Origin of the sequence: Streptomyces albidoflavus (assembly GCF_000719955.1) — a bacterium.
Taxonomy (GTDB): Bacteria; Actinomycetota; Actinomycetes; order Streptomycetales; family Streptomycetaceae; genus Streptomyces; species Streptomyces albidoflavus.
This window is the reverse complement of the sequence record NZ_JOII01000005.1, coordinates 53,552-79,818: the sequence shown is the minus strand read 5'-3', so window position 1 is coordinate 79,818 and position 26,267 is coordinate 53,552. Positions and strand designations below refer to the sequence as shown.

The window sequence follows — 26,267 nt, the reverse complement described above, 5'->3', positions numbered from 1 at the left end:
CATGCCCCCCGTCTTCGCCCATGGCCGCCTCCGCCTCTACCTCCTCAATCTCCTCGACGAGGCCCCCCGCCACGGCTACGAGGTGATCCGCCTCCTCGAAGAGCGCTTCCAGGGCCTCTACGCCCCCTCGGCCGGCACGGTCTACCCGCGCCTGGCCAAACTGGAGGCCGAGGGCCTGGTCCGCCACACCACCGAGGGCGGCCGCAAGGTCTACGCCATCACCGACGCGGGCCGCGCCGAACTGGCCGACCGCCAGGGCGAGCTGGCCGACCTGGAGATCGAGATCCGCGACTCGGTCGCCGAGCTGGCGGCGGAGATCCGCGACGACGTCCGGGGCGCCGCCGGCGACCTGCGGCGCGAACTGCGCGCGGCCGCCTCGCAGACCCGCGACAGCGCCGCCGCCTCCGCCCCCGACGACACGGAGCGCGAGTCCTGGCGCCTGGCCAAGGAGGAGCTGCGCCGCGCCAAGCAGGAGTGGAAGGAGCAGGCCCGCCGCGCCAAGGACGAGAGCCGCCGCGCCCGCGAGGAGGCGGAGCGCGCCCGCACCCAGGCCCGCGAGGCCCAGGACCGGGCCCGCGAGCAGGCCAGCCAGGCCCAGGAGGAGGTGCGCCGCATGGCCAAGCGCGTCCAGGACCAGGTCCAGGACCACTTCGCCCGGGGCGACTGGCCCTCCGGCGTCCGCGAGGGCCTCTCCGAACTGGGCAAGGAGTTCGCCCGCTTCGGCTGGGGCACCGAGAAGCAGGAGCGCCCGGCGTCCCCCGCCGAGGAGCCCGTCTTCGAGAACCCGGGTCCGGAGAGCGACCTCTTCACCTACATCCCGGAGTGGTCCACCGAACCCTCCTCCGGCCACCCGTCCCGCGACCTCGACCGCCTCCTGGACCGCTTCCGCGACGACATCCGCGACACCGCCCGCGACCACGGCGTCACCGAACACCAACTCCGCGAGACCCGCCGCCACCTCTCCACCGCCGCGGCCCACATCGCGGCGACGCTGCGGGGGACGGACGGACAGCGGGAACAGAGCGGAGGCGGCGGACAGGACAGCGGGCAGAGCTGACAGGAGCGGGGCTCCTCGGCTGCGCGGCAGCCACGGGAAGCCTCACCCGGGACACCCCTGACGCAAGGGGGTCGTCCCGGGGCTCCGGGCATGCGGCGGACGAGCATCGCGAACGGGGCGCCCTTCTCGGTCCGGACCATGGCTCCCTCGGGCCCCCGCCCGGCGGGCCTGGCCCACGCGCTCCGAGTCCTCGCCCAGTCGTACGCCGGGCACCCGGCCCACCGCGAGGAGTGGCGTCCGTAGACAGGCGGGACCGCCACACCCGCAAGGCGCACGCTCAGCCTCCCTCGCGCCGTCGGCGCTCCCGGAGTCGCCGCACGCGCCTGGCGTACTGCCCGGCCCGCGACCTCTGGGCGCGATCGACCGACAGCACTTGAGGGTCCGCCGCACGCTCGTACAACGCGACCTCGAAGGAATCCGCGTCCTCCTCGACAAGCCGCGCCAGGGCGTCCCGGTCCTGCACGGCTGTAGGCCGCGCACGGACCTCGTCCCTCCACACCTGACCGCTCGCCACAGCTTCGTCCATCGCCCCAACCTACGGGCGGCACACCCCCGGCAAGGCCCCCGACTCTGCGCTCATGACCGCCGACCACCACCTCACGGCCCTGCTTGCCGCCGCTTAGGGAGGGGGAGGCGACGCCCGCCGCTCAGCCCGCCGCACCCACCTCGTCCGTGGCCAGCCGTGCGTGTCGCTCCACGTCGTACCGCTGGTCGCCGTAGCGGAGGCGGGCGCGTTCCAGGCCCTCCACGGCGAAGCCGGCGCGGTGGGCGACAGCGCAGGAGGCGGGGTTGTTGGTGCGGTGGCCCAGTTCGAGGCGGAAGAGGGACAGTTCGGCGAAGGACCAGCCGGCGAGGGCGCGCAGGGCGGTGGTGGCGACGCCTCGGCCGCGGGCGGAGGCCAGGGTCCAGTAGGAGATCCAGCCCGTCTGGTGGACGGGGTCGACGGCGCCGAGGGTGACGCTGCCGAGCAGGCGGCCCCCGGAGGCCTGGTCGCCGGTGCCGGGCGCCAGTACCGCGAAGGAGTGCTCGCGGCCCGCCTCCCGGGCTGCCCGGCGGTCGGTGATCCAGGTAGCGGCCTCGGCGAGGGTGGTGACGGGGCGGCCGCTCTGCCGGGCCATCTCGGGGGTGGCGAAGGCACCCAGCACGGCGGGGGCGTCGGAGGACTCCCAGTAGCGGAGGAGCAGGCCGGGTGCCTCGGGCGGAGGAAGCGGTGCCGTTCCGTCCGCCTCCGTCGTCGCCTGCCCCGTGGTCGCCCGCCCCGTGGTCGTCATCCCCGTCGCCTTCCCCCGGCTCACTCCGTGCTGAGGACGATTTTGCCGAACTGGTCGCCGGCGGCGAGCCGGGTGAAGGCGTCGCGGGCCCGGTCCAGCGGCAGCACCTGGTCGATCACCGGGCGGACGCCGGTGGTGGCGCAGAAGCTGAGCAGGTCCTCCAGCTCGTCCTTGGAACCCATGGTGGAGCCGACCACCTTCAGTTCCAGGAAGAAGATGCGGGTCAGCTCGGCGTGGGAGGGCCGGTCGCCGCTGGTGGCGCCGCTGATGACCAGCGAGCCGCCGGGCCGCAGGGACTTGACCGAGTGGGACCAGGTGGCGGCGCCGACCGTCTCGATGACCGCGTCGACCTTGTGCGGCAGCCGGGCGCCCGGCTCGACGGCCTCGACCGCGCCCAGTTCGACGGCCCGCTTCCGCTTCGCCTCGTCGCGGCTGACGGCGTACACGCGCAGCCCCGCCGCGCGGCCGAGGACGATCGCGGCGGTGGCCACGCCGCCGCCCGCGCCCTGGACGAGGACGGAGTCGCCGGGGCGTACACCGGCGTTGGTGAAGAGCATCCGGTAGGCGGTCAGCCAGGCGGTGGGGAGGCAGGCGGCCTCGGCGAAGGAGAGTTCCTTCGGCTTGGGCAGGACGTTCCAGGTGGGGACGGTGACCTGCTCGGCGAAGGTGCCCTGGTACTTCTCGGTGAGGATCGAGCGCTGTTCGCGGGGGCCGACGCCGTGGCCGCTCTGGCCGATGACCGAGTGGAGAACGACCTCGTTGCCCTCCTCGTCGATGCCGGCCGCGTCGCAGCCGAGGATCATCGGCAGCTTGTCCTCGGCGAGGCCCACTCCACGCAGGGACCAGAGGTCGTGGTGGTTGAGCGAGGCCGCCTTGACCTGGACCGTCGTCCAGCCCGGGCGGGCCGTGGGGGTGGGGCGGTCGCCCAATTCGAGGCCGTCGAGGGGGTGGTCGCGGTCGATGCGTGCGGCGTAGGCGGCGAACATGCCCTGACCCTAGGGCGGGGGGCCCTGCGACGGAACCACCACGGGGTGTGACCCGCCGCTCATCGGCGCCGGAGGCGCCGGGATCTTGGGGTGCGTGCTGTCGGGCTCGGCCGTTCCTGGTCCCCCGGGCTCCGGGGGCGGTGGTTGCTGTCACCGATGGCCTCAATCGCCGGCCGGGCTCAAGGGAGCCGGCCGGGCTCAAGGAAACCGGCCGGGCTCAAGGTGAGTGAGCCCGGCCGGCGATTGAGACGCGTCCCCGGCTTCCGGCGTGGTGCTCGACGTCGGAACGGCCCGGGGAGGGCCGGGTCAGCGGCGGGCGACTCCGGCGGCGCGGGCCGCTTCGGCGACGGCGGCGGTGACGGCGGGGGCCACGCGCTCGTCGAAGGGGGACGGGATGACGTAGTCGGCGGAGAGTTCGTCACCGACGACCCCGGCCAGCGCCTCGGCGGCGGCGATCTTCATCGACTCGGTGATCCGGGAGGCCCGCACCTGGAGGGCGCCGGCGAAGATCCCCGGGAAGGCGAGGACGTTGTTGATCTGGTTGGGGAAGTCGCTGCGCCCGGTGGCGACGACCGCCGCGTACTTGTGGGCGATGTCGGGGTGGACCTCGGGGTTCGGGTTGGCCATCGCGAAGACGAAGGCGCCCGGTGCCATCGAGGCGACGGCCGGCTCGGGGACCGTACCGCCGGAGACGCCGATAAAAACGTCGGCGCCGTCGAGGGCGTGGTCGAGGGAGCCGGCGAGGCCCGCGCGGTTGGTGATCTCGGCCAGTTCACGCTTGACCTCGGTGAGGTCGTCGCGGTCGCGGCTGACGATGCCCTTGCGGTCGGTGACGGTGACGTCACCGATCCCGGCCTCCAGGAGGAACTTGGCGATGGCCACGCCCGCGGCCCCGGCGCCGGAGATGACGGCCCGCAGGTCGCCCAGCTCGCGGCCGGTCAGCTTGGCGGCGTTGCGCAGGGCGGCGAGGGTGACGATGGCCGTGCCGTGCTGGTCGTCGTGGAAGACGGGGATGTCGAGGCGCTCCTGGAGCTTGCGCTCGATCTCGAAGCAGCGGGGCGCCGAGATGTCCTCCAGGTTGACGCCGCCGAAGGACGGGGCGAGCCGGACCACGGTGTCGACGATCTCGTCGGCGTCGGTGGTGGCCAGCGCGATCGGGACCGCGTCGACCCCGCCGAACTGCTTGAAGAGGATGGCCTTGCCCTCCATCACCGGGAGGGAGGCCTCGGGCCCGATGTCACCGAGGCCCAGGACCGCGGTGCCGTCGGTGACGACGGCGACGACCTGGGACTTCCAGGTGTAGTCGTGGACGAGCTCGGGCTGCTCGGCGATGGCGCTGCACACCTTGGCGACGCCGGGCGTGTAGGCGAGGGACAGGTCGTCCCGGTCCCGGATCGGGACGGTCGCCTGGACGGCCATCTTGCCGCCGCGATGGAGCGCGAAGGCCGGGTCGAACGAGTCGAGGGGAGAGTTCTCCCCGTCCGGTTCCGGCGCGCTGTCGCTGCGAGGATTGACGATCTCCGCTGCCACTTGGTGACCCCTTAAGTCATGAGCGTTCGAGGGTTGGCCACCCCCGGGATGGGGGGTGGGCGGGCACCGCGTGCGTTCCGTGTCCGGGCGGATGGGCCCGCCTCCACACGGGGGAGGTCGCACGCGCGGACGCGCCGCACACGCGTCCTGAGCCCCGGATGAGGGGTGTAACCGTCTTTTCTACCTGATCGCGCGTGCCCGTGCCGAGCCGAATTGGCCACACGGCCCGCTCACATGTCCGACTTCCCGGGAACCTCCCCCGGTGCCGCTTCTCTGTCCCACATGGCGAGATGTGCGGTATGTGCGTGACTTAAGTAACGGACTCCGGCGGCATGGCCGATGCCCTTTCCGCGCAGGGTCGTTGGGACCCGCGAAGGACCCGTTATCCGATTTTGACATGGGCGGCGCCTCGTTCTCCGCGGTCCGAATGGCAAGATGCCACCCATCGCACGAGGTCGCGACACCCGAAGGTGTGTGCCAACGACCCGTCCGGCACCCTCGCCATCCGCTCACCTGTCGGAGGAAACCCTCATGACCGCCAGCATCACGCGTCGCCCCCGGCCCCTTCGCTCCCGTCTCGCCACGGCCGGCGCGATCACGGCCGCGGGCGCCCTCCTCCTCACCGGCTGCGGCGACCAGACCGCGGGCGCCGACAAGGGCGGGGAGAAGGAGACGGCTGCCCCGCTCGCCGACAAGCTGCCGAAGAAGTACCAGGACAGCGGTGTCGTCAAGGTCGGCTCGGACATCGCGTACCCGCCGGTGGAGTTCAAGGACAAGGACGGCAAGACCGTCGGTCTGGACGTGGACCTCGCCGCCGCGCTCGGGGAGCAGCTCGGGGTGGAGCTGAAGTTCGAGAACGGCACCTTCGACACGCTCCTGGGCGGCCTGCGCTCCAAGCGGTACGACGTGGCGATGTCGGCGATGACCGACACCAAGGCGCGCCAGGAGGGCCTGGACTCCGAGACCGGCAAGAAGGTCGGCGAGGGCGTCGACTTCGTCGACTACTTCACCGCCGGCGTCTCCATCTACACCAACAAGGGCAAGGACCAGGGGATCAAGACCTGGCAGGACCTCTGTGGCAAGAAGATCGTCGTCCAGCGCGGCACCGTCTCGCACGACCTGGCCAAGGCCGAGTCGAAGAAGTGCGAGAAGGGCGAGATCAAGATGGAGACCTTCGACAACGACCAGCAGGCCCAGACGCGGCTGCGCTCGGGCGGTGCCGACGCCGGTTCCTCCGACTTCCCGGTGGCCGCGTACGCGGTGAAGACCTCGGGCGGCGGCGACCACTTCGAGCTGGTCGGGGAGCAGGTCGAGGCGGCGCCGTACGGCATCGCGATCTCCAAGTCCAACCCGGAACTGCGCGACGCGATCAAGGCCGCGCTGGACGCGATCATCGAGAGCGGCGAGTACGACAAGATCATCAAGAAGTGGGGCGTCGAGGACGGCGCGGTCACCGAGGCGGTCGTCAACGGCGGCAAGTGACCCCTCCGGCGTCGCTGAAAGGCAACACCTGTGTCTGCTGACATCACCAAGAAGGACCCGGAGGCCACCCCTCCGGGTCCGGCCCCCACGCGGGCGGCACCCATCAAGGCCGTCCCGGTGCGCCACTACGGCCGCTACGTCTCGGCGCTGATCGCGCTCGCGGCGCTCGGCTCGGTCGTGTACGCGTTCTCCCAGGGCGACATCAACTGGGGCTTCATCCCGGACTACTTCTTCAACGACCGCATCCTCAGCGGCGTCCGCGAGACGCTGATCCTCACCGTCCTGTCGATGGTCATCGGCGTGGTCGGCGGTGTGCTGCTGGCGGTGATGCGGCTGTCGAAGAACCCGGTGGTCTCCTCGATCGCCTGGTTCTACATCTGGTTCTTCCGGGGCACCCCGGTCCTGGTCCAGCTCTTCGTCTGGTTCAACCTCGGCTTCGTCTTCGAGTACATGAACCTCGGCCCGTTCTACAAGGACGAGTGGTCGGACTTCATGACGCCGTTCCTGACGGCGCTGCTCGGCCTCGGCCTCAACGAGGCCGCGTACATGGCGGAGATCTGCCGGGCCGGTCTGCTCTCGGTCGACGAGGGCCAGACCGAGGCGGCCCACGCGCTCGGCATGAGCCAGGGCAAGACCCTGCGCCGCATCGTGCTGCCGCAGGCGATGCGCGTCATCGTGCCGCCCACCGGCAACGAGGTCATCAACATGCTGAAGACGACCTCCCTGGTGGCGGCCGTCCAGTACTACGAGTTGTTCAAGCACGCGCAGGACATCGGCATGACCTCCGGTGCCACCGTGGAGGCCCTGTTCCTGGCCGCCACCTGGTACCTGATCCTCACCTCGATCCTCAGCGTCGGCCAGTACTACATCGAGCGGTACTACGCCCGCGGTTCGCTGCGGCAGCTGCCGCAGACCCCCTGGCAGAAGGTGCGCGCGCACCTGACCTCGCTCTCCAGCCGCTCGGAGGTGACCCGATGACCGCCATGGTGAAGGCCGAGGGCGTCCACAAGTCCTTCGGCCAGGTCGAGGTGCTCAAGGGCATCGACCTGGAGGTCGCCACCGGCGAGGTGTTCTGCCTCATCGGCCCCTCGGGCTCCGGCAAGTCGACCTTCCTGCGCTGCATCAACCACCTGGAGAAGATCAACGCCGGCCGGCTCTACGTCGACGGCGACCTGGTCGGCTACCGGCAGAAGGGCGACAAGCTCTACGAGCTGAAGGACGCCGAGGTCGCCCTGAAGCGCCGGGACATCGGCATGGTCTTCCAGCGCTTCAACCTCTTCCCGCACAAGACGGCGCTGGAGAACGTGATGGAGGCGCCCGTCCAGGTCCGGGGCGTCTCGAAGGCGGCGGCCCGCGAGCGGGCCGGCCAGCTCCTGGAGCGGGTGGGCCTCTCCGACAAGGCGGGCAACTACCCCTCGCAGCTCTCCGGCGGCCAGCAGCAGCGCGTGGCGATCGCCCGCGCGCTGGCGATGGACCCGAAGCTGATGCTCTTCGACGAGCCGACCTCCGCGCTCGACCCGGAGCTGGTCGGCGAGGTGCTGGACGTCATGCGCCAGCTCGCCGAGGAGGGCATGACGATGATCGTCGTCACCCACGAGATGGGCTTCGCCCGGGAGGTCGGCGACTCGCTGGTCTTCATGGACGGCGGCGTGGTCGTGGAGGCCGGCGACCCGCGCGAGGTCCTGACCAGCCCGCGGCACGAGCGGACCCAGTCGTTCCTGTCGAAGGTGCTCTGAGTCCCGCGAGGCCGCCGGGCCCGGCACACGCACGGGGGCGGTACGGAACCTGGTGTTCCGTACCGCCCCCGCGGCGTTCCCGGCCGCCTTCGCGGTTACTTCAGCCCGAGCACCATGGCGTCCGAGGGCGACTGCCAGACCGTGCGGGCCTCGGTGAAACCGGCCTCGCGCAGGGTGCGGGCGTGCCACTCGGCGGGGGGCGTGTCGCCGTCGGCGTGCTCCCCGTAGATCTCGAAGCGGCGGGCGGTCGGCCCGGCCAGGACCGGGTCGGCGGCGGCCAGCTGCCACCAGGAGGCCCAGTCGACGGCGCCCTCGGCCTTGGCCTCGTCCATCCTGCGGTGGCGCTGCTCGCGGTCGGCGGCGTTGATCCGCGGGGTGGCGGGGTCGGGCATGTGGTCGGCGTTGAGGAAGACGCCGCCGTCGCGGACGATCCCGGCGATCTGGCCGTAGAGCGCGGCGAGCGGTTCGCTGTGCAGCCAGTGCAGGGCGGTGGCGGTGAGGACCGCGTCGTAGCTGTCGTGCGGGAGCAGCGCCGGCCAGTCGGGGTCCTTGAGGTCGGCGGTGACGAAGGTGACCCGGTCGTCCCCGGCGAAGGTGCCCTCGGCGATGGTGAGCAGCGCCGGGTCCAGATCGACGCCGGTACTCTGCGCCTTCGGGAACCTCTTGAGGAGCCGGTCCGTGATACTTCCCGTACCGCAGGCGAGGTCGAGCACGCGCGGTTCGGAGCCGGCCACCGCCTCGACCATGTCGAGCATGACGCGGAAGCGTTCCTCACGGTCGGGGAGGTACCACTCCTGCTGCTGGTCCCAGCTGATCTGCCAGGCGGCCCAGTCGGCCCCCGGGGTGGCGCCGGTCTGCACCGCACCCGCGTCGGTGGTACCGGCCGGCGCGGTCTCTGCGTCCGTCATCCGAACTCCTCCGTAGCGTAATACCCTAAAGGCGGAGCTAGCCATTACACCCGCCTGTCCGACCGACCCTAGACCGAGCCCGTAAGGACTACAAGTGGAACTCGCCTCTTACTCGGATTACGCCCTGCGTCTGGTCAACAGCGAGGAACCGGCACGGGGCACCGACACGCTCACCTCCGTGGACGCGGTCCGCGCCCTCTTCGGAACGAGTACCCAGGCTGCCCGCCGGGCCACCGAGGCGGATGTCACCCGTTTCCGCTCGGTACGCGGCCGGCTCCGCGCGGTCTTCGAGGCGGCGGCCGAGGACGACCAGCAGCAGGCGGTCCACCTGCTCAACGCCCTGCTCCTGGAGTTCCCGGTGAGCCCGCAGATCTCCGGGCACGGCGAACTCGACGCCGAGGGCCGCCCCGACTGGCACATGCACCTCGCCGACCATCCGTCCAACGCCACCAGCGGGTACGCGGCCATCGCCGCGATGGGGCTCGCCTTCCACCTCACCGAGTTCGGCGCCGACCGCCTCGGCCTCTGCGAGGCGTCCCCCTGCCGCAACGCCTACCTCGACACCTCCACCAACCGCTCCCGCCGCTACTGCTCGGACCGGTGCGCGACCCGCGCCAACGTCGCCGCCTACCGGGCCCGCAAGCGCCGCGAGAGCGACACGTCCGAACGGACCGGGCGCACCGCCGAGTAGGCCCAGCCGAGCGTCGCCCGCACCCCGCGCACCGGCTCGCGCCCGGGGCCCGCCGCCTGGCGCGGCCGCAGCCGGGCGGTGACCCGGGCCAGCACCATGGCGGGCGGCACCACGCCGTAGACCGTGCTGTCGCCGCCCGCGAAGGCGTTGTCCCCCAGCACCCACCAGCCGCCCTCCCGGCGCTCCACGGCGCGCTTGACCACCAGGAGGTCCTGCTGGAAGGGGTGGCGCAGGACGACCACGTCACCCGGGCGGACGCGGGCGCCGTACCGGACCAGGAGCCAGTCACCGTGCTCCAGCGTCGGCACCATGGACGGCCCGTCCACCTCGACCACGCCGAACCGCCCCGTGCCGCGCCGCTCGTGCGCCGGGTCGTCAGCCCCCGCCGCACCTCGTCTGATCGCCACCTGCTCGCCCTTCCGTTCGCCTCACTCGCCTGCCCGTCCGCACACCCAAGGCCACGTCCCCGGTCCCGGTCCCGCCCCCTCCTTTCGCCCTAGGCCCCCGGGGGCGACCGAGAAAACGCGCCTCACACGGAGTAGTGTCACCTGCGAGAAGACGATCACGAGGAAGGACCGCACCTCATGCTTTCCCGCCTGTTTGCCCCCAAGGTCAAGGTCAGCGCCCACTGCGACCTGCCCTGCGGCGTGTACGACCCGGCCCAGGCCCGCATCGAGGCGGAGTCCGTCAAGGCCGTCCAGGACAAGATGCAGGCCAACGACGACCCGCAGTTCCAGACGCGCGCCATCGTCATCAAGGAGCAGCGCGCCGAGCTGGCCAAGCACCACGTCTCGGTGCTGTGGAGCGACTACTTCAAGCCCCCGCACTTCGAGAGCTACCCCCAGCTCCACCAGCTGGTCAACGACACCCTGAAGGCCCTCTCGGCCGCCAAGGGCTCCTCGGACCCGGCCACCGGCCAGAAGGCCCTGGACCTCATCGCCGAGATCGACCGCATCTTCTGGGAGACCAAGAAGGCGTGACCCGCCACCCCGGCCCCACAGGCCGGGCCCGGCAGGACCGACCGCACCCGCTCCACGGGACGCCGAGAGGGCGTCCGGGGGGCGGGTGCGGTTCTTCGTGGGCCGGCCGGAAGAAATGTCTGCCTCGTGGTTCCCAGAAGGCGCCCCCGCGAGCGTCCTTCGGGTGAAAGGGCTCCAGCCCCCGACCGGAACCGAGGTAAGCCCCCTTGACATCCGAATCCGTACCGCCGCAGGTGATCCCGGCGCAGAAGCAGCGGCGGCTCCCGGAGTTGTTGCGCATCGGCAGGAAGCCGCCCCTCACCGTCGACGAGCAGCTGGAAGAGCTCGCGCGGACGTCGGCGATCCACTTCCCGGCGATCGCGCGCCGGCTCGGGCAGCACAACCGTTCCCAGCTGGTCGAGGACGTCTGGCAGAACGCCTTCGCCAAGGTGACCAAGCGGCTGCGCGAGGGCGCGGAGCCCGTGGACAATCTCCGCGCCTACATGCGCCAGACGTGCGTCAACAGCGCCATCGACGAGCTCCGGCTCATCCGGCGGCGCTCCGAGGTCCTCGTCGGCGACGACACCGCCGTACTGGAGGAGCGGGAGAACGCCGAGCTGGACGCCTCCGGCGTGTACTACGCCGACATCCGTGACGAACTCAAGGCCCTGCTGACGTCGATGGAGCACCAGGCGGTCTTCCTCACCTCGGTGCTCGACTTCACCTCGGAGCGGGCCGCGGAACTCATGAACACCTCACCCAGCTCTGTCCGCAAGGCTGTGCGGCGGGCGCGGGGGAAGGTGGCGAGGCGTCAGTCCTCCCTCGGGCACCTGAGGTAGCCGCTGCCCAGGGTGTGCGATCGCGTCGGCTCCGGCCGTCGGATCGCACGCCCAAGGGAGGGGCTAATCATCCCCGCCACCTCACACCCGGAAAGGACCCTTACGTGCCACAGCCTTCCCGACGCCTGACCGCATCGATCACAGCCTTGATCAATGCGTTGCTCTTCCGCATCGACCGATGGAGGACACCGAAGCCGGACTTCTCCGTCTTCGCCGCCCGAAGCACCGCCCCCGCGGAGGTGACCGCGGGACTGCGGTCCGCCCCCAGGGAGAATCTGCGGGCACGAGGTGCCTAGGAGTGGCTGTCAGGGCGATCGGGGGACGCCCTGACAGGTACTGACCTCAGGGGCCGGGCCCCGTGGTGGACGTTCCCACCGCGGGGCCCGGTCCTCGTCGTACCCGGTGAAGGCCACCACCACGACCATTCCTGCGGGAGCCCATGATGACCCTCCGTCCCCACCCCGCCCGGACGCTCGCCCGGCTCGACCGGCTGCTCGACGCCACCGAACGCAACGTCGTCGACCGACGGGCCGCCTACGGGGCCGCCAAGGCGGAGCGGCGCCATGTGCGCCGTCTGCGTGTGGCCGCCCGCTTCCGCGGCCTCACCGGCCTGGTACGCAGGGGTCGGCCCGCCCTCGGCGCCGCGTTCGTGCTGTGCGGCCTGGTCTCGCTCCTCGCCGGGTCGGCCCTGCTGGCCCTCGGCGAGCCCGGCGGCCCCGAGCTGCTCGGCGTGTCCGCCGCCGCCTGGTCCCTCGCGGCGGCACTCTCCGAATCCCGTTGACCACCCCGGCGGGCCTGAGCACGCCCCCTCGGCCGGGTCAGACCGGTTCCGCCAGCGCCTCCCGGACCAGGGCCAGGATCTCCTGCTCGTCGAGTCCGTGCGAGCGGGCCTCGGCGACCAGGGCGCGGGCGTGCGGGAGGAGGGCGGCGCGGCTGCTGACCGTGTCGGTGCGGGCGACCACCGCGCCCCGGCCGCGCCGGAGTTCGATCAATCCCTCGTCGCGCAGTCGCTGGTAGCCGCGGAGCACGGTGTGGACGTTGACGCCCAGGGAGTCGGCGAGGGTGCGGGCGGCGGGGAGCCGGTCGCCGGGGGCGAAGCCGCCCGAGGCGATGGCGGCGCGGGCGGCGGCCGCGACCTGGTCGCCGAGCGGCACCGGGGAGCCGGGGTCGATGTGGAGCAACATGGTCAGCGGGTCTCCGGGCGGCGTTCGGCCAGCGTGTTGAGGAGGGCGGCGGCCGTGCCCGCGTCGTCCACGGTGACGGCGAACTCCCGCCCGTCCCCAGTCCTGCGCACCACGAGCGCCTCCCCCGAACGGTAGATGAGCCCGGACCGCTTCGGCATCACCCGGTACCCCCACCCGCCGAACTCCCCCAGCGGGTTGACCGGCCGGGCGCGCGCCGTGGCCACCCGGTCGAGGGGGACGCTCAGCCGGGGCCAGGGCAGGCCGGAGAGACGTACCGTCAGGCCGCGCCGGTCGACGACGACGTCGGCCTGGGCCATCAGGACCAGCAGCAGGCCGCCCAGCAGCAGGACGATCGCGGCCCACCACGGCATGGTGGAGACCACCAGCGGAGCGAGAGCGCCGGCCATCATCACGAAGCCGCCCAGCAGCATGGGCACCGACTGGGTACGCCGCGCCCATCCGGCACGCCCCTGGCGGGGCAGGTCCAGCCACTCGGGGGCCGTCACGTCCTGGCTCGGGGGCCAGTCCGGGACCGTCTTCCTGACCAGGGCGTACCCGAGGAGGCCGCCGGCGAGGCCCACGGCGAAGGCGACGCCCAGGTGCCACAGGGGCAGGCTGAGGCCGTCGGCGCGGGCGGTACCGGCGTTGAGGTGGAGCACCAGGACGGCGATCGCGCCGAGGAAGGCCGCGAGGCCCCAGCCCACCGCGGCCACGACGCCCGTACCGCTTCCGCCGCCCCGGCCGCTCCGGGCGGCCATCACGGTCCAGGCCGCGCCGCCGAGCAGCAGCATCGCGGCCATGGTGACCAGGAACCGGCCGGGAGTCTCGAAGCGGTCCGCCGCACCGCCGGGACCGAAGTGCACGGCCAGTTCAGCCGGGAGCCGGTCACGCATCCCCGCCTGGACGGCCGCCACGACCGCCGTCGTGACGACGAACGGCAGGGCGACGAGGGCGACCAGTCGGCGCGGGACACGGTACGGGGGGCCGGTGGCGGTCATGGGCTACTCCTCCGCTGGATACGGGCACGGCCTGGGGCGCACACGTCCCGTCCCGGGGCAGGACGGCCCAGCCATGTGCACTTGTTAGCATTCAACTAGAACAATCGGCGCGAGGCAAGGGAGGGCAGCCCCGTCGGCGCCCGGTTGTCAGTGCCGTGGTGCAGGGTCGGACAGGTCGTGGCACTGGCAGCGGAGAGGTGAGGTGGGCGGCATGGCGGTCGCTGAACAGCGGGTGGCGGAGCGGAAGTTCCTGCGCGGGCTCTACGAGGACCCGTACTTCCCGGACCAGGTCCTGGACCAGGGGGTGGCCATCCTGACCGCCCTGTGCGAGCGGATCGAGGCCGAGCGGCCGGCGGACCTCGCGGCCCTGTACGTCCTCACCGACGCCGCCACCGAGGAGTTCAACGCCCTGGAGGCCGCGTTCGAGGCGGCGGGCAGCGAGATCGAGACCGTGGCCCGCGAGGAGATCGCCGAGGAGTTCTGGGTCATCGCCTCGGCGTACGGCTTCGCGGGCGCCGACCCGGAGCGGCTGGTGGGCGCGCGGTACTGGTGAGGTACGGGCGTAAGGGGCGGGCCGGGACCCGGTCCGTCACCCCGTCGCGGGCTCCCGCCACATGGGCCACATCAGCGGACCGTCGGGGAGCCGCAGCGGCTCGCCCCGGTCGGCGAAACCGAGGCGGAGGTACAGCTCGCGGCTGCGGGCGCTGCTGGCCTCCAGGTAGGCGGGGAGGCCGTCCCGGTCGCACTGCTCCAGGACGGGCATGAGCAGGGCGGTGCCCAGTCCCTCGCCCTGCCGGTCCGGGGCGACGGCGATCAGCAGCAGGTAGGCGTGGGCGCGCTCGGTGGGGTGGATCGCGCCGGTGAGGCGGCCGACGAGTTCGGCGCGCTCGTTGTCGGGGTCGGCGGTGCGCCGCATCAGGGCGGGCATGTCGTCCTCCTCCTCCGGCTCCCCCGCCGGGACGGAGAGCCACAGGGCGGCGGCTGAGCCGTCCTCCAGGAGGTCGACGCGCCCCCCGGCGAGCGCCGCGTCGAGGAAGCACCCCATGAAGAGGCCGTGGACAGCGCGACGGTGCTCCTCCTCGGGGAAGACCCAGCCGCTCACCGGGTCGTCGTGGAAGGCGGTGTCGAGCAGGGCCGCCACCTGGTCCCGGTCGGCGGCCCCCGCCGTACGCGTCGCCACTCCCACAGTCGCCCCCTTCTCCCCCGCCCGCGCGGGCGGTCCGGCGCGGCCCGTGCGGCCCACTGCCGCCCGGTGCGCGCACCTCGGTCACTCCCCATCGGCCCCGCACCAGGAGCACGGTGTCAACTCCCTTTCGCCGCGGGCCTGTTGCAGGGTAGGGCATCGAGGGAACCGGCGGGTGCGGATCGGGCTCCCGCCGGTCCCGGGTGGGGAGAGGGTCAGTAGGAGCGGCGCGTGACGAACTCCGCCAGCGAGAGCAGACCGCCGGCCCGCGCCGGATCGGGGACGGCCAGGGAGAGCTGCTGCACGGCGCGCCCCATCCGGTCGGCCGCCTCGGCCTGCGCCCAGTCCCGCCCGCCGGCCGCCTCCACCAGCGCGACGGTACGGGCCAGTTCGTCCGGCTCGGGTGGTCCGGCGTACCGTTCCGCCAGCTCGGCCCCGGCCGCCGTGCCGGAGGTGAGGGCGGCGACCACCGGCAGCGACTTCTTCCGCGCCGTGAGGTCCGCCCCCGCGGGCTTGCCCGTGCGCGAGGGGTCGCCCCAGATGCCGATGATGTCGTCGATGAGCTGGAAGGCGAGCCCGGCCTCGCGCCCGAAGGCGTCGAGGGCGTTGACCTGGTCCGGCTCGGCGTCGGCGTGGAGCGCGCCGAGCGCGCAGGCGCAGCCGAGCAGGGCGCCGGTCTTGGACTCCGCCATGGTGAGGCACTCGTCCAGGGAGACCTCGGTGGGGGCGCGGTCCTCCAGGGCGCAGTCGGTGTGCTGGCCGGCGCAGAGTTCGATCACACAGCGGGCGAGGCGGGCGACGGCGGCCCCGGCCCGCGGGTGCGGGTCCTCGGCCAGCCACTGCTGGGCGAGGGACTGGAGCGCGTCCCCGGCGAGGATCGCGTCGGCGTCGCCGAAGACGGTCCAGGCGGTGGGCCGGTGGCGCCGGGTGCGGTCGCGGTCGATGACGTCGTCGTGGAGCAGGGTGAAGTTGTGGGTCAGTTCGACGGCGGCGGCGCTGCGCAGGGCGCGCTCGGGCCGTCCGCCCAGGGCGTGCACGGCGGCGAGGACCAGCGCCGGGCGCACCGCCTTCCCGCCGTTGGCGCCACTGGGGAGCCCTGCGGCGTCCTCCCAGCCGAAGTGGTAGCGGGCGACGCGGCGTACCGGCGCCGGCAGTGTGTCGACCGCGCGGCGCAGTTCGGGCCCGACCACCGCCCGCGCCTCGTCCAGGATCTCCGCGGCCTCTTGGCTGTCTGTTCTGCTCTGCGTGATGTGCGTCATCGGTGTTCCCTTCTCCCCTTTTCCCCGGTCCCGCCGTCCAGCTGTCCTGCCGTCCCGCTGTCCGTCCCCTCCCCGGCCGCCCACGGGCGACCGCCTCACACCCCTCACCGCCCGGCTCCCCGCACCGCGCACACGGCACCCGTCCGTCCGGAAGCACGGAGGCGGCTCATCCGGGCGACGCTCCGTTCCTTCCCATGAACGCGCTCGCGTACGACGATCGGGCTGCGGCGTCCCGGCAACAGGCCGTCCACTCCCCGGCGAGGGACCCGCCGAACACCGCAGGCCGGCCCCTGCGTCCGGCACCGGACACCCCCTCGCCTCTCCTCGTCCCCCGGCTCCCCACCGGAACTCCGGTCAGGCGCCCGCCGGTCCGCCCCTCGTTCCGCTTTCACCTTGCGCTCTCCCGGACCGGCGCGCCCGCCCTTCCGGTCTTCCCCCGGCGACCTTCTCGACTCCCCCACGTCGCCCGCACGGCCGCCTTGCCCTAGGCCTCACCTGCGCCCCAGCCGCCGGGGCGCCGGTGACGGGCGGTGCGGGCAGCGGGCGACCCGGGGCACGTGCGGCATGGCGCAGTAGGGCGACGGGGCGTGCTTCCGCCGGGGCGGGGCGGGGTGCCGCCACGCCCCGGGAACGGGCCCCCGGGGCGTGGCGAGGTCGCCGGGGAACGCGTCTCCGTCCTGCGGCCCGCCCCCGCCCGGCCGGGTGCCGGGCAGGAGACGGGCGAGGGTGGTGCAGAGCAGGCGCAGCGGTGCGGTGAACGCCCACCGGCCGGCCCGCAGCACGGTGGCCCGGAGCCCGCCGCCGGCCTGGCCGGAGGCGGCGGGCTCGGCCGTGGCCCCCGGCCCGCCGCCCTGGGCGGCCGGCCGGCCGGGCGGGCCGTGGTGGGTGCGGTTCATCGGCGACCGCTCAGTGCCAGCGGCCGATTTCGACGTTCTCCAGGACCCCCAGGGCGTCCGGGACGAGGACCGCCGCCGAGTAGTAGGTCGTCACCAGGTAGGAGATGATCGCCTGCTCGCTGATCCCCATGAAGCGGACCGAGAGGCTGGGCTCGATCTCGTCCGGGATGCCGCTCTGCCGCAGGCCGATGACGCCCTGGTCCTCCTCGCCCGTACGCATGCAGATGATGGAGCTGGTGCGGGCCTCGGTGACCGGGATTTTGTTGCTCGGGAAGATCGGGACCCCGCGCCAGGCCGGGACACGGCTGCCGGCGACCTCCACCGACTCCGGGTAGATCCCGCGCCTGGTGCACTCCCGGCCGAAGGCGGCGATGGCGCGCGGGTGGGCGAGGAAGAGCTTCGACCCCCGGCGGCGGCTGAGGAGTTCGTCCATGTCGTCCGGGCCCGGCACACCGGCGTGCGGCTGGATCCGCTGGTCGTACTCGCAGTTGTTGAGCAGGCCGAACTCGCGGTTGTTGATGAGTTCGTGCTCCTGGCGCTCCTTGAGCGCCTCGACGGTCAGGCGGAGCTGGTGCTCCGTCTGGTTCATCGGCTGGTTGTAGAGGTCGGCGACGCGGCTGTGGATGCGCAGGACGGTCTGGGCGACGCTCAGCTCGTACTCGCGGGGCGATGCCTCGTAGTCGACGTAGGTGCCGGGGAGGACGGCCTCGCCGATGTGGCCGGCGGAGAGGTCGATGGGGGCCTCGCCGTACTTGTTGGTCCGCTGCTGCGGCAGGGAGCGGAGCTGCCGCAGGTGGGCGGCGAGCGGCTCGGCGCGCTCGGCGACCTGCGCGACCTGGTCGGCGGGGAGGACCAGGACGGTGCAGTGGGTGGCGGCGCGCGCCGTGTACTCCCAGATGGCCTCCGGGTCGGTGAGGGCCTGCTCGCCGAAGTACGCGCCGTCGGCGAGGACGCCGAGGACGGAGTCGTCGCCGTAGGGGCCGGTGCCGATCTTCTCGACGCGGCCGTGGGCCAGGAGGAAGACGGCGTCGGTGCGGCCGCCGAAGGAGGCGAGGGTCTCACCGGCCTCGAACTCGCGCTGCTCGCAGCGCGAGGCCAGTTCGCCGAGGACGTCCTGCTCCTGGAACTCCCGCAGCGCGGGCAGTTCGCCCAGCTCGGCGGGGATGACCTGGACGCGGTCCCCGGTCTTCACGAAGGTGACCCGGCCGTCACCGACCGAGTAGCTGAGCCTGCGGTTGACCCGGTACGTACCGCCCTGCACGTCCACCCAGGGCAGCGTGCGCAGCAGCCAGCGCGAGCTGATCTCCTGCATCTGCGGCACGGACTTGGTGGTGGTGGCCAGATTCCGCGCGGCGGATGTGGCCAGACTCTGCTGGGGTGTGGCCTGCTCCGCGCGGATCTCTTCGCCTACCGACATGAAATTGCCCTCCCGATCAAACACTGAACTCGGCGCCCAGACTTCCATCACCCAGTGGAGTCACGCCATTACACAAACGAGTGGGAATGATCGACTCTCCGGCGGGGCAGCTTGCTGTTTCTTTCGAACAGCCCCCTACGAGAGCCTTAAGTTGCATCGCATGTGCAAGTTTTCTAGGCTGCGGCCATGCGGCTCACGCGCTTCACCGACCTGGCACTTCGCATCCTCATGCGGCTCGCCGTCGAGGACCCGAAGGCCACCGACGACCTCCCCACCACCCGGGAGGTCGCCGCGGGTATGCGCGTCCCGTACACCCACACCGCCAAAGCGGTCGCCCGGCTCCAGCACCTCGGCCTCGTCGAGGCCCGCCGGGGACGCGGCGGCGGCCTCACCCTGACCGCGGCCGGCCGCTCCGCCTCCGTCGGCGCCCTGGTCCGCGAACTGGAGGGCACCGGCGACGTCGTGGAGTGCGAGGGCGCCGAGCCGTGCCCGCTGCGCTCCGCCTGCCGTCTGCGCGGCGCCCTCCGCCAGGCCCAGGAAGCCTTCTTCGCCGCCCTCGACCCGCTGACCGTCGGCGGCCTCGCGGCCTCCCCGACCGGCCCCGTCCTGCTCGACATCGCCCGCAGCCGGGCCCCTGACGGGCTCTGACGCCCACCCGCCAACCGGCCGTCCGGCCGTCCGCACACCCTCTCCTCCGCACGCCGCAAAATTGGAATCTGAGAAACCAATTAAACGGCGCCACCTCCTCGCCCCAACCCCTCAAGGAGTCCCCATGCTCACCGAGCGATCGGCCGCCACCGTCCGCGCCACCCTGCCCGCCGTCGGCGCGGCGATCGGCGAGATCACCGGGCAGTTCTACGACCGGCTCTTCGCCGACCGCCCGGAGCTGCTGCGGGACCTCTTCAACCGCGGCAACCAGGCCGCCGGGACCCAGCGGCAGGCGCTCGCCGGGTCGATCGCCGCCTTCGCCGGCCATCTGCTCGACCACCCGGACAGCCGCCCCGACGCGATGCTCGCCCGGATCGCCCACAAGCACGCCTCCCTCGGCGTCACCCGCGACCAGTACGCCCTGGTCCACCGGCACCTCTTCGCCGCCATCGCGGACGTGCTCGGCGAGGCCGTCACCCCTCAGGTCGCCGAGGCGTGGGAGGAGGTGTACTGGCTGATGGCCAACGCCCTGGCCGCGACGGAGGAACGGCTCACGGCCGAGCAGGACGCCCTGGCGGCCGGAACGTGGCGCCCCTGGGAGGTCGTCACCCGCCACGACGACACCCCGGAGGTCGCCGTCCTGCGGCTGCGCCCCGCCGACGGCCGGCCCGCCGCCCCCTTCCGGGCGGGCCAGTACGTCTCGGTGCGGGTCGAACTGCCCGACGGCGCACGGCAGATCCGCCAGTACTCGCTGACCGGCGCCTTCGAGGGGGACGAGCGGACCATCGCCGTCAAGCGCGTTCCCGGCGGTCCGGGGCCGGACGGCGAGGTCTCCGGGCACCTGCACGCCCGCACCCGCGCCGGTGACCTGCTGGACCTCTCCGCGCCCTACGGCGACCTCGTCCTCGACCACACCCCCGGCGCCGACGGCCGCCCGGCGCCGGTCCTGCTCGCCTCGGCCGGAATCGGCTGCACCCCGGTCGTCGCCATGCTCGGCGAACTGGCCGAGACCGCCTACCAGGGCCACGTCACCGTCGTGCACGGCGACCGCACCCCGGCCACGCACCCGCTGCGCGCCCTCCACACCGAGCTGACCGGCCGCCTCGCCGACGCCGAGGCCCACTTCTGGTACGAGGAGCCCACGGCCGGCCCCGGCGCGCTCACCGGCCGCGTCGACCTCAAGGCGGTCCCGGTGGCCCCCGGCACCCGCGCCTACCTCTGCGGCCCGCTGCCGTTCATGCGCGCCGTCCGCGAACAGCTCCTGGAGCAGGGGGTCGGCCCGGCCGACATCCACTACGAGGTGTTCGGGCCCGATCTGTGGCTCGCCTCGGCCGACGCGGCCGCCTGAGCCCCCGTCACCGCCCGGGCGCCGTCCCGGGACACGCCGGGCGAACCACCGGGAACCACCCGTGTGCGCGGCCCGTTGAGCCCGACGGAAGCCGCGACCGGTCCACGGGGCCCGGGCGGCGGCCCCGCGCCTCGCGGACACCGGGGCCCCGAGCGGGGGCACCCAGGACAGAAGGAGCACGGACCATGGCTGGATTCCTCGACCGCGCCAAGGAGCAGGCCCAGCGCGGCCTCGCCCAGGGCAAGCAGAAGATCGACGAGGTGCAGGTGCAGCGGGCCGGTGCCGACCTGCTGAAGAAGCTGGGCTCCGCGTACTACGCCGAGCAGCGGCGGGGTGGCGACCCGCGTGCCACCCAGGACGCCCTGCGCGCCCTGGAGCAGCACATCGCCACCCACGGGGAGCAGGGGCTGCGCTGACGGTCCGGCGGGTGGGTCCGCGCGTGCTCGCGGGCCCACCGGTTGGCCGGATCACGTCGTACACGCGTCCTGTGGGCACTTCGCGGTCTTGACGGAGGTGGATCGCGGGTACAAAGCGATCCACACGAGGTGCCCCCGCACCGGGCGGGCACCGCTTCGCACCCGAAGGAGGCGGCATGGCCCCACCCATGTCAGCGGACAGATTCCTCAAGGCCCTCAAGGACGAAGGGGTCACCGTCGTCGAGGTGGGCAGCTGGCGCAGCCACAACCGCAACAGCAAGGGCGCCTGGGGGCCCGTGAACGGCGTGATGATCCACCACACGGTCACCTCCGGCAGTGCCCGCACGGTCGACATCTGCCGTAACGGTTATTCCGGGCTGCCCGGCCCGCTCTGCCACGGCGTGATCACCAAGGACGGCCGGGTCCACCTGGTCGGCTACGGCAGGGCCAACCACGCGGGGCTCGGCGACGACGACGTCCTCGCGGCGGTCATCGCCGAGCGCGCCAGCTACCCCCCGGTCAACGAGGCCAACACCGACGGCAACGCCCGCTTCTACGGCTTCGAGTGCGAGAACCTGGGCGACGGCAAGGACCCCTGGACCAGCGCCCAGCTCGACGCGATCGAGCGGGTCTCCGCCGCGATCTGCCGCGTCCACGGCTGGAACCAGCAGTCGGTCATCGGCCACCTGGAGTGGCAGCCCGGCAAGATAGATCCCCGTGGCTTCACCATGAAGTCGATGCGCGAGCGCATCAAGGGCCGCCTGAAGTGAGGCGCGCGGCGGCCGGGCCGACAATGGAGGGGTGAGCGCCCACCCCGACCCCGTACCGCCCGTCCCGGAGCCGTCCGTACCCCGTGCCCGGGACGGCCGGGCGCGCCGCGAGCCGGTGCGTCCGCTCCTCCCCTCACCGGTGCAGGAGCTGCGCGAACCGGCCTTCGAGCGGTACGGGGTGCGGCTGCTGCTGAAGCGGGACGACCTCATCCACCCGGACATCCCGGGGAACAAGTGGCGCAAGCTGGCTCCGGTTCTCCGGGAGGCCGACGGCCGGACGGTGGTGACCTTCGGCGGGGCCTGGTCCAACCACCTGCGGGCGACGGCGGCGGCCGGGCGGCTCCTCGGCTTCCCGACCGTCGGCGTCGTCCGGGGCGAGGAGCTGGCCGGCCGCCCTCTCAACCCCTCGCTCGCCCGGTGCCGCGCCGACGGCATGCGGCTGGCCTTCGTCAGCCGGTCCCGGTACCGGCTCAGGGGCGACGCGGCCGTCCGGGACGCGCTGGTGGCCGAGGCCGCCGGTCCCGGGCGGCCGGTGCGCGTCGTGCCCGAGGGCGGTTCGGACGCCGCGGCGGTCCGGGCCTGCGCGGTGCTCGGCGAGGAGCTGGCCGTCCTGCGGGAGAGTGTCCCGGCGGTCGCCGTCGCCTGCGGCACCGGGGGCACTCTGGCCGGCCTCGCGGCGGGGCTCGCCCCGGAGCAGGAGGCGGTGGGCGTCGCCGTGCTGAAGGGCGGTTTCCTCGGCGCGGGCGTGGCGGCGCACCAGCGGGCGGCGTTCGGCGGCGAGCGCGGCCGGTGGACCGTCGAGGACGGCTTCCACCACGGCGGCTACGCGCGGACCACGCCGGAGCTGGAGGAGTTCGCCACCGCCTTCGAACAGCGGCACGGCCTCGGCGTGGAACGCGTCTACGTCGCCAAACTCCTGCACGGCCTGGCCGCGCTGGCGGCGGACGGCCGTTTCCGCCGGGGCACGGCGCTGGCGGCGGTGGTCACCGGGCGCCCGTTCCCCGAGGCGTAGGGCGTCAGGTCACCCTTCCTCCCGGTAGGCCGCCGCCTCCTCCAGGTCGAGGCGGCGCAGCAGGTCGCGGAGCATCTCGTCGTCGATGTGGCGACGGTCGCGCAGGGCGACGAAGACCTCCCGTTCGGAGGCGATCATGGAGCGGGCCAGCCGCCGGTAGGTGTCGTCGACGCTCTCGCCGGTCTGCGGGTTGACGGTGCCCAGCCGCTCCCAGACCGCGTTGCGGCGGCGCTCCAGGACGGACCGGAGCCGGTCGGCGAGCGGCTGGGGCAGGGCGTTGCGCGGGTCGTCGAGGAGCGCGTCGAGACGGCGCTCGGCGGCCTCGGAGGCGGCGTTCTGCGCCTGGGCCTCCAGCAGGGTCTCCGCGCGGACGTCACGTCCGGGCAGGCGCAGCAGCCGGATGAGGGCGGGCAGGGTGAGGCCCTGCACGACGAGGGTGCCGATGACGGTGGTGAAGGTCAGGAAGAGGATCAGGTTCCGGTACGGGAAGGGGCCGCCCTCGTGGACCGCGTGCGGGATCGAGAAGGCGATGGCGAGCGAGACGACGCCGCGCATCCCGGCCCAGGCGACGACGAAGGGGCCCTTCCAGGTGGGGTCGGGTTCGCGGGCGCGGATGCGGCGGGAGACGAGCCGGGGCAGGAAGACGGCCGGGTAGGTCCAGACGAACCGGGTGGCGACCACCACGAGGAAGACCGCGAGGGCGTACCAGAGGACCTCCCCCACGTGGTAGTCGCCGAGGCCGCCGACGACCAGCGGCAGCTGGAGGCCGATCAGCGCGAAGACGGCCGACTCCAGGACGAAGGCGACCATCTTCCAGACGGCGTCCTCCTGGAGCCGGGTGGCGAAGTCGACCTGCCAGGAGTGGTGGCCGAGGTAGAGGGCGACGACCACCACGGCGAGCACCCCGGAGGCGCCCGCGTACTCGGCCAGCGCGTAGGCGGCGAACGGGATGAGCAGCGAGAGGGTGTTCTTGAGCAGGGGTTCGCGCAGGTGGGTGCGGAGCCAGTGGAGCGGCACCATGAGGACCAGGCCGACGGCGACGCCGCCGAGCGAGGCGACGAGGAACTCGGTGCCGGCGTGCAGCAGTCCGGCGCTCTCGCCGATCGCCGCGGCGACGGCGACCCGGTAGGCGGTGATGGCGGTGGCGTCGTTCACCAGGGACTCGCCCTGGAGGATCGTGGTGATCCGCGAGGGCAGTCCGACCCGCCGGGCGACGGCGGTGGCGGCGACCGCGTCCGGCGGCGCGACGACGGCCCCGAGGACCAGTGCAGCGGTGAGCGGCAGGTCGGGCACGATCAGGTGGACGGCCCAGCCGACCACGAGCGTCGCGAAGAGCGTGTAGCCGACCGAGAGCAACGCGACGGAGCGCACCTGGGCGCGCAGATCCAGGTAGGAGCTGTCCATGGCGGCCGTGTGGAGCAGCGGCGGCAGCACCAGCGGCAGCACGATCTCCGGGTCGAGCGTGTACGCGGGCACGCCCGGGATGTACGACACGAGCAGACCGGCGGTGACCAGGATCAGCGGTGCGGGGACGGCCGTGCGCCGGGCCGCTCCCGCGACGGCGGTGCTGCCCGCGACCAGGAGCAGCAGCGGCAGTACGTCCATGGCGGGTGGTCCCGTCCTTCCCGGCGCCGGGCGGCAGACCATGACAGGAGTCACAGAGGCCGCGTTAACCTGCCCATCATGAACAAATGCACCCATGTCACCGAGTTGCCGCACCCCGAGCCCGCCCCGTCGGCGGACACCTGCCTGGAGTGCCTGGAGGTCGGGAGCAACCCGGTCCAGCTGCGGAAGTGCCTGTACTGCGGCCATGTGGCGTGCTGCGACTCCTCGCCGTACCGGCACGCGACGGCCCACTTCCGCGAGAGCGGCCACCCGGTGATGCGCAGCGCGGAGCCGGGCGAGTCGTGGCGCTGGTGCTACGCGGACGGTTCGATCGTCTGAGCGCTGGGTACGTCAACCCGGCGCCCGGACTTTCCAATTGAGCTCCGCAGACCCCTAGCCACCCTGCGTATAAGTATGCTTACTATGAGTGAGGCACAGGGGCGGGGGTCCTGGGACACGGACCTCAGCGGCGCGGTAGCGTCACGGCTGGAACGTGGCGCGTCCCGGGGACTCCTCCCCGGAGCCCCGAAAGTGCTTGTACCACCTTGGAGGTGAGGGTGTCCCCTATCGCAGGCGAGCCCGGGACCCAGGACTTCGTGGAAGTCCGGCTGCCGGCAGCGGGTGCCTACCTGTCGGTGCTGCGGACGGCCACGGCCGGCCTCGCGGCGCGTTTGGACTTCACCCTCGACGAGATCGAGGACCTGCGCATCGCCGTGGACGAGGCGTGCGCGATTCTGCTCCAGCAGGCCGTGCCGGGCTCAGTCCTCGGCTGCGTCTTCCGGCTGATCGACGACTCACTGGAGGTGACGGTGTCGGCACCCACCACCGACGGCAAGGCCCCCGAGCGGGACACGTTCGCCTGGACGGTGCTCTCCGCGCTCGCGGGCAAGGTCGACTCCTCGGTCGCCGAGGACAACACCGTCTCGATCAGCCTGCACAAGCAACGCGGCGCGGGCCCCGGTCCGGCGTGAGGGACGGGGAACCGGTGCCTGAGGAGACGCACAGCACCTGGAGTCCCCCCGCGACCGGCGGCGGGGACCGACCGGCCGCCGGTCCTGCCGCCGCCCCGGGGAACCTCCCGGGGCAGCAGCAGGCCCGGCAGCACCCCGAGGGCGTGGAGCGGCCACCGTCCCGCGCCCCGGGCGGGAAGGACGGACGGGCTGCGCACGGCCCCTGGGATGTCGCGGAGCAGGCGGGACCAATGACCGAGGACAAGCACCAGGACGAGAAGCCGGGCGGGCAGGACGAGCAGCCGGAGCACCAGAAGGACCAGGCGCCCCCGGCGGGCGCCCCCGTGGACCGCCCCGACCCGCACGACCGCAGCGGCGCCCGCGCCCTCTTCATCGAGCTGCGCACCCTGCCGGCCGGCGGCCCCGAATACGCGGAGCTGCGCAACCGGCTGGTCCGGATGCACCTGCCGCTGGTCGAGCACCTGGCCCGCCGCTTCCGCAACCGCGGCGAGCCGCTCGACGACCTGACCCAGGTGGCGACCATCGGCCTGATCAAGTCGGTCGACCGCTTCGACCCGGAGCGCGGCGTGGAGTTCTCCACCTACGCCACGCCGACGGTGGTCGGCGAGATCAAGCGGCACTTCCGCGACAAGGGGTGGGCGGTGCGGGTGCCGCGCCGCCTCCAGGAGCTGCGGCTCTCGCTCACCTCGGCCACCGCCGAGCTCTCCCAGCGGCACGGGCGCTCGCCGACCGTGCACGAACTGGCCGAGAAGCTGGGCATCTCCGAGGAGGAGGTGCTGGAGGGCCTGGAGTCGGCCAACGCCTACTCGACGCTCTCCCTGGACGTCCCCGACACCGACGACGAGTCCCCGGCCGTCGCCGACACGCTCGGCTCGGAGGACGAGGCGCTGGAGGGCGTGGAGTACCGGGAGTCGCTCAAGCCGCTGCTGGAGGATCTCCCGCCGCGCGAGAAGCGCATCCTGCTGCTCCGCTTCTTCGGCAACATGACCCAGTCGCAGATCGCCCAGGAGGTCGGCATCTCGCAGATGCACGTCTCCCGGCTGCTGGCCAGGACGCTCGCGCAACTGCGCGAGAAGCTCCTGGTCGAGGAGTAGCCGGCCC

30 protein-coding genes are annotated in these 26,267 nt (G+C 72.9%); 18 read left to right on the top strand and 12 right to left on the bottom strand.

What is annotated here, in order from left to right:
- The first annotated feature begins 1 nt into the window (after position 1).
- On the top strand, positions 2 to 1,057 hold the full coding sequence (locus IF45_RS0107000; RefSeq protein WP_030306256.1) for a PadR family transcriptional regulator: 1,056 nt from the start codon (positions 2 to 4) through the stop codon (positions 1,055 to 1,057).
- Between the two features lie 90 nt (positions 1,058 to 1,147).
- Entirely contained in the window at positions 1,148 to 1,300 is a 153-nt protein-coding gene (locus tag IF45_RS33770) for a DUF6221 family protein (RefSeq protein ID WP_222106643.1), read from the top strand.
- Positions 1,301 to 1,704: 404 nt separating this feature from the next.
- Here the strand turns inward: IF45_RS33770 and IF45_RS0106990 are convergent, their stop codons facing one another.
- The 3 genes from IF45_RS0106990 to IF45_RS0106980 all read right to left on the bottom strand — a co-directional run bounded on the left by IF45_RS0106990 (position 1,705) and on the right by IF45_RS0106980 (position 4,844).
- On the bottom strand, positions 1,705 to 2,328 hold the full coding sequence (locus IF45_RS0106990; protein WP_030306254.1) for a GNAT family N-acetyltransferase: 624 nt from the start codon (positions 2,326 to 2,328) through the stop codon (positions 1,705 to 1,707).
- 20 nt (positions 2,329 to 2,348) lie between these two features.
- A complete protein-coding gene (locus tag IF45_RS0106985; protein ID WP_003950806.1) occupies positions 2,349 to 3,314 on the bottom strand; it encodes a zinc-binding dehydrogenase in 966 nt (321 codons plus the stop codon).
- A 306-nt stretch (positions 3,315 to 3,620) separates the two neighbouring features.
- On the bottom strand, positions 3,621 to 4,844 hold the full coding sequence (locus IF45_RS0106980) for an NAD(P)-dependent malic enzyme (protein ID WP_003950805.1): 1,224 nt from the start codon (positions 4,842 to 4,844) through the stop codon (positions 3,621 to 3,623).
- A 531-nt stretch (positions 4,845 to 5,375) separates the two neighbouring features.
- Between IF45_RS0106980 and IF45_RS0106975 the strand changes: the two genes are divergently transcribed.
- Genes IF45_RS0106975 through IF45_RS0106965 form a run of 3 tightly spaced genes read left to right on the top strand, consistent with a single transcriptional unit; the run spans position 5,376 to position 8,062 of the window.
- A complete protein-coding gene (locus tag IF45_RS0106975) occupies positions 5,376 to 6,326 on the top strand; it encodes an ABC transporter substrate-binding protein (RefSeq protein ID WP_008415540.1) in 951 nt (316 codons plus the stop codon).
- Positions 6,327 to 6,356: 30 nt separating this feature from the next.
- Positions 6,357 to 7,304 (top strand): amino acid ABC transporter permease, encoded by a 948-nt coding sequence (locus IF45_RS0106970; protein WP_030306253.1) that lies wholly within the window; start codon positions 6,357 to 6,359, stop codon positions 7,302 to 7,304.
- Positions 7,301 to 8,062: an amino acid ABC transporter ATP-binding protein gene (locus tag IF45_RS0106965; RefSeq protein ID WP_003950802.1), complete on the top strand. Its 762-nt coding sequence runs from the start codon at positions 7,301 to 7,303 to the stop codon at positions 8,060 to 8,062. Before IF45_RS0106970 ends, IF45_RS0106965 begins: the two co-directional genes overlap by 4 nt.
- Positions 8,063 to 8,157: 95 nt before the next feature.
- Here the strand turns inward: IF45_RS0106965 and IF45_RS0106960 are convergent, their stop codons facing one another.
- Entirely contained in the window at positions 8,158 to 8,970 is an 813-nt protein-coding gene (locus IF45_RS0106960; protein WP_003950801.1) for a class I SAM-dependent methyltransferase, read from the bottom strand.
- Positions 8,971 to 9,064: 94 nt separating this feature from the next.
- Between IF45_RS0106960 and IF45_RS0106955 the strand changes: the two genes are divergently transcribed.
- On the top strand, positions 9,065 to 9,661 hold the full coding sequence (locus IF45_RS0106955; RefSeq protein WP_003950800.1) for a CGNR zinc finger domain-containing protein: 597 nt from the start codon (positions 9,065 to 9,067) through the stop codon (positions 9,659 to 9,661).
- On the opposite strand, the gene sodX is transcribed toward IF45_RS0106955, so the two are convergent.
- The gene (sodX, locus tag IF45_RS0106950; RefSeq protein ID WP_370443944.1) at positions 9,598 to 10,062 is read right to left on the bottom strand and encodes a nickel-type superoxide dismutase maturation protease; all 465 of its coding nucleotides are present in this window, start codon (positions 10,060 to 10,062) and stop codon (positions 9,598 to 9,600) included. The two genes, IF45_RS0106955 and sodX, sit on opposite strands and share 64 nt — an antisense overlap.
- 183 nt (positions 10,063 to 10,245) lie before the next feature.
- Between sodX and sodN the strand changes: the two genes are divergently transcribed.
- The 3 genes from sodN to IF45_RS0106935 all read left to right on the top strand — a co-directional run bounded on the left by sodN (position 10,246) and on the right by IF45_RS0106935 (position 12,240).
- A complete protein-coding gene (gene sodN, locus IF45_RS0106945) occupies positions 10,246 to 10,641 on the top strand; it encodes a superoxide dismutase, Ni (RefSeq protein ID WP_003950798.1) in 396 nt (131 codons plus the stop codon).
- Positions 10,642 to 10,847: 206 nt separating this feature from the next.
- The gene (locus IF45_RS0106940; RefSeq protein WP_030306252.1) at positions 10,848 to 11,459 is read left to right on the top strand and encodes an RNA polymerase sigma factor; all 612 of its coding nucleotides are present in this window, start codon (positions 10,848 to 10,850) and stop codon (positions 11,457 to 11,459) included.
- Positions 11,460 to 11,901: 442 nt separating this feature from the next.
- Complete coding sequence (locus IF45_RS0106935) at positions 11,902 to 12,240, top strand: hypothetical protein (protein ID WP_008415530.1); 339 nt, start codon at positions 11,902 to 11,904, stop codon at positions 12,238 to 12,240.
- A 37-nt stretch (positions 12,241 to 12,277) separates the two neighbouring features.
- On the opposite strand, the gene IF45_RS0106930 is transcribed toward IF45_RS0106935, so the two are convergent.
- On the bottom strand, positions 12,278 to 12,643 hold the full coding sequence (locus tag IF45_RS0106930) for a GntR family transcriptional regulator (protein ID WP_030306250.1): 366 nt from the start codon (positions 12,641 to 12,643) through the stop codon (positions 12,278 to 12,280).
- A 2-nt stretch (positions 12,644 to 12,645) separates the two neighbouring features.
- Complete coding sequence (locus IF45_RS0106925; RefSeq protein ID WP_030306248.1) at positions 12,646 to 13,641, bottom strand: hypothetical protein; 996 nt, start codon at positions 13,639 to 13,641, stop codon at positions 12,646 to 12,648.
- A gap of 211 nt (positions 13,642 to 13,852) precedes the next feature.
- Between IF45_RS0106925 and IF45_RS0106920 the strand changes: the two genes are divergently transcribed.
- Positions 13,853 to 14,194, top strand: a complete 342-nt coding sequence (locus tag IF45_RS0106920; RefSeq protein ID WP_010642368.1) for a DUF5713 family protein — start codon at positions 13,853 to 13,855, stop codon at positions 14,192 to 14,194.
- A 36-nt stretch (positions 14,195 to 14,230) separates the two neighbouring features.
- Here IF45_RS0106920 and IF45_RS0106915 read toward each other — a convergent pair whose 3' ends face one another.
- From IF45_RS0106915 to IF45_RS0106900, 4 genes are all read right to left on the bottom strand, one after another.
- Positions 14,231 to 14,821, bottom strand: coding sequence for a GNAT family N-acetyltransferase (locus IF45_RS0106915; protein WP_370443943.1), 591 nt, complete (start codon positions 14,819 to 14,821; stop codon positions 14,231 to 14,233).
- 218 nt (positions 14,822 to 15,039) lie between these two features.
- Entirely contained in the window at positions 15,040 to 16,083 is a 1,044-nt protein-coding gene (locus IF45_RS0106910; RefSeq protein ID WP_030306245.1) for a family 2 encapsulin nanocompartment cargo protein polyprenyl transferase, read from the bottom strand.
- 491 nt (positions 16,084 to 16,574) lie between these two features.
- Entirely contained in the window at positions 16,575 to 16,979 is a 405-nt protein-coding gene (locus IF45_RS0106905; RefSeq protein WP_030306243.1) for a hypothetical protein, read from the bottom strand.
- 10 nt (positions 16,980 to 16,989) lie between these two features.
- On the bottom strand, positions 16,990 to 18,396 hold the full coding sequence (locus IF45_RS0106900; protein WP_008414537.1) for a family 2B encapsulin nanocompartment shell protein: 1,407 nt from the start codon (positions 18,394 to 18,396) through the stop codon (positions 16,990 to 16,992).
- 186 nt (positions 18,397 to 18,582) lie between these two features.
- On the opposite strand from IF45_RS0106900, the gene IF45_RS0106895 reads away from it, so the two are divergent.
- From IF45_RS0106895 to IF45_RS0106875, 5 genes are all read left to right on the top strand, one after another.
- Positions 18,583 to 19,044 (top strand): RrF2 family transcriptional regulator, encoded by a 462-nt coding sequence (locus tag IF45_RS0106895; protein WP_030306241.1) that lies wholly within the window; start codon positions 18,583 to 18,585, stop codon positions 19,042 to 19,044.
- 124 nt (positions 19,045 to 19,168) lie between these two features.
- Positions 19,169 to 20,392, top strand: coding sequence for a globin domain-containing protein (locus IF45_RS0106890; protein WP_030306238.1), 1,224 nt, complete (start codon positions 19,169 to 19,171; stop codon positions 20,390 to 20,392).
- Positions 20,393 to 20,577: 185 nt separating this feature from the next.
- Positions 20,578 to 20,808, top strand: a complete 231-nt coding sequence (locus IF45_RS0106885) for a hypothetical protein (protein ID WP_003950786.1) — start codon at positions 20,578 to 20,580, stop codon at positions 20,806 to 20,808.
- 176 nt (positions 20,809 to 20,984) lie between these two features.
- Positions 20,985 to 21,578 (top strand): N-acetylmuramoyl-L-alanine amidase, encoded by a 594-nt coding sequence (locus tag IF45_RS0106880; protein ID WP_026282227.1) that lies wholly within the window; start codon positions 20,985 to 20,987, stop codon positions 21,576 to 21,578.
- 31 nt (positions 21,579 to 21,609) lie between these two features.
- The gene (locus IF45_RS0106875; protein ID WP_018893582.1) at positions 21,610 to 22,590 is read left to right on the top strand and encodes a 1-aminocyclopropane-1-carboxylate deaminase/D-cysteine desulfhydrase; all 981 of its coding nucleotides are present in this window, start codon (positions 21,610 to 21,612) and stop codon (positions 22,588 to 22,590) included.
- Positions 22,591 to 22,599: 9 nt separating this feature from the next.
- Here the strand turns inward: IF45_RS0106875 and IF45_RS0106870 are convergent, their stop codons facing one another.
- Positions 22,600 to 24,195 carry a Na+/H+ antiporter gene (locus tag IF45_RS0106870; RefSeq protein WP_030306235.1) on the bottom strand — a complete coding sequence of 532 codons (1,596 nt, stop codon included), beginning with the start codon at positions 24,193 to 24,195 and terminating at the stop codon, positions 22,600 to 22,602.
- A 78-nt stretch (positions 24,196 to 24,273) separates the two neighbouring features.
- On the opposite strand from IF45_RS0106870, the gene IF45_RS0106865 reads away from it, so the two are divergent.
- From IF45_RS0106865 to IF45_RS0106855, 3 genes are all read left to right on the top strand, one after another.
- Positions 24,274 to 24,534, top strand: coding sequence for a UBP-type zinc finger domain-containing protein (locus tag IF45_RS0106865; protein WP_008415740.1), 261 nt, complete (start codon positions 24,274 to 24,276; stop codon positions 24,532 to 24,534).
- A gap of 218 nt (positions 24,535 to 24,752) precedes the next feature.
- Positions 24,753 to 25,166 (top strand): ATP-binding protein, encoded by a 414-nt coding sequence (locus IF45_RS0106860; protein WP_003950781.1) that lies wholly within the window; start codon positions 24,753 to 24,755, stop codon positions 25,164 to 25,166.
- 14 nt (positions 25,167 to 25,180) lie between these two features.
- A complete protein-coding gene (locus IF45_RS0106855) occupies positions 25,181 to 26,260 on the top strand; it encodes an RNA polymerase sigma factor SigF (RefSeq protein ID WP_015507117.1) in 1,080 nt (359 codons plus the stop codon).
- Positions 26,261 to 26,267 lie beyond the last annotated feature (7 nt).

What these genes read in the sequence shown, in the direction of transcription:
- IF45_RS0106925 (WP_030306248.1), bottom strand. Translation starts at nt 13,641, where the DNA reads ATGACCGCCACCGGCCCCCCGTACCGTGTCCCGCGCCGACTGGTCGCC.
- IF45_RS0106965 (WP_003950802.1), top strand. Translation starts at nt 7,301, where the DNA reads ATGACCGCCATGGTGAAGGCCGAGGGCGTCCACAAGTCCTTCGGCCAG.
- IF45_RS0106895 (WP_030306241.1), top strand. Translation starts at nt 18,583, where the DNA reads ATGCGGCTCACGCGCTTCACCGACCTGGCACTTCGCATCCTCATGCGG.
- IF45_RS0107000 (WP_030306256.1), top strand. Translation starts at nt 2, where the DNA reads ATGCCCCCCGTCTTCGCCCATGGCCGCCTCCGCCTCTACCTCCTCAAT.
- IF45_RS0106975 (WP_008415540.1), top strand. Translation starts at nt 5,376, where the DNA reads ATGACCGCCAGCATCACGCGTCGCCCCCGGCCCCTTCGCTCCCGTCTC.
- IF45_RS0106960 (WP_003950801.1), bottom strand. Translation starts at nt 8,970, where the DNA reads ATGACGGACGCAGAGACCGCGCCGGCCGGTACCACCGACGCGGGTGCG.
- IF45_RS0106865 (WP_008415740.1), top strand. Translation starts at nt 24,274, where the DNA reads ATGAACAAATGCACCCATGTCACCGAGTTGCCGCACCCCGAGCCCGCC.
- IF45_RS0106900 (WP_008414537.1), bottom strand. Translation starts at nt 18,396, where the DNA reads ATGTCGGTAGGCGAAGAGATCCGCGCGGAGCAGGCCACACCCCAGCAG.
- IF45_RS0106885 (WP_003950786.1), top strand. Translation starts at nt 20,578, where the DNA reads ATGGCTGGATTCCTCGACCGCGCCAAGGAGCAGGCCCAGCGCGGCCTC.
- IF45_RS0106935 (WP_008415530.1), top strand. Translation starts at nt 11,902, where the DNA reads ATGACCCTCCGTCCCCACCCCGCCCGGACGCTCGCCCGGCTCGACCGG.
- IF45_RS33770 (WP_222106643.1), top strand. Translation starts at nt 1,148, where the DNA reads ATGCGGCGGACGAGCATCGCGAACGGGGCGCCCTTCTCGGTCCGGACC.
- IF45_RS0106905 (WP_030306243.1), bottom strand. Translation starts at nt 16,979, where the DNA reads ATGAACCGCACCCACCACGGCCCGCCCGGCCGGCCGGCCGCCCAGGGC.
- IF45_RS0106985 (WP_003950806.1), bottom strand. Translation starts at nt 3,314, where the DNA reads ATGTTCGCCGCCTACGCCGCACGCATCGACCGCGACCACCCCCTCGAC.
- IF45_RS0106920 (WP_010642368.1), top strand. Translation starts at nt 13,853, where the DNA reads ATGGCGGTCGCTGAACAGCGGGTGGCGGAGCGGAAGTTCCTGCGCGGG.
- IF45_RS0106890 (WP_030306238.1), top strand. Translation starts at nt 19,169, where the DNA reads ATGCTCACCGAGCGATCGGCCGCCACCGTCCGCGCCACCCTGCCCGCC.
- IF45_RS0106870 (WP_030306235.1), bottom strand. Translation starts at nt 24,195, where the DNA reads ATGGACGTACTGCCGCTGCTGCTCCTGGTCGCGGGCAGCACCGCCGTC.
- sodN (WP_003950798.1), top strand. Translation starts at nt 10,246, where the DNA reads ATGCTTTCCCGCCTGTTTGCCCCCAAGGTCAAGGTCAGCGCCCACTGC.
- IF45_RS0106930 (WP_030306250.1), bottom strand. Translation starts at nt 12,643, where the DNA reads ATGTTGCTCCACATCGACCCCGGCTCCCCGGTGCCGCTCGGCGACCAG.
- IF45_RS0106880 (WP_026282227.1), top strand. Translation starts at nt 20,985, where the DNA reads ATGGCCCCACCCATGTCAGCGGACAGATTCCTCAAGGCCCTCAAGGAC.
- IF45_RS0106990 (WP_030306254.1), bottom strand. Translation starts at nt 2,328, where the DNA reads ATGACGACCACGGGGCGGGCGACCACGGGGCAGGCGACGACGGAGGCG.
- IF45_RS0106910 (WP_030306245.1), bottom strand. Translation starts at nt 16,083, where the DNA reads ATGACGCACATCACGCAGAGCAGAACAGACAGCCAAGAGGCCGCGGAG.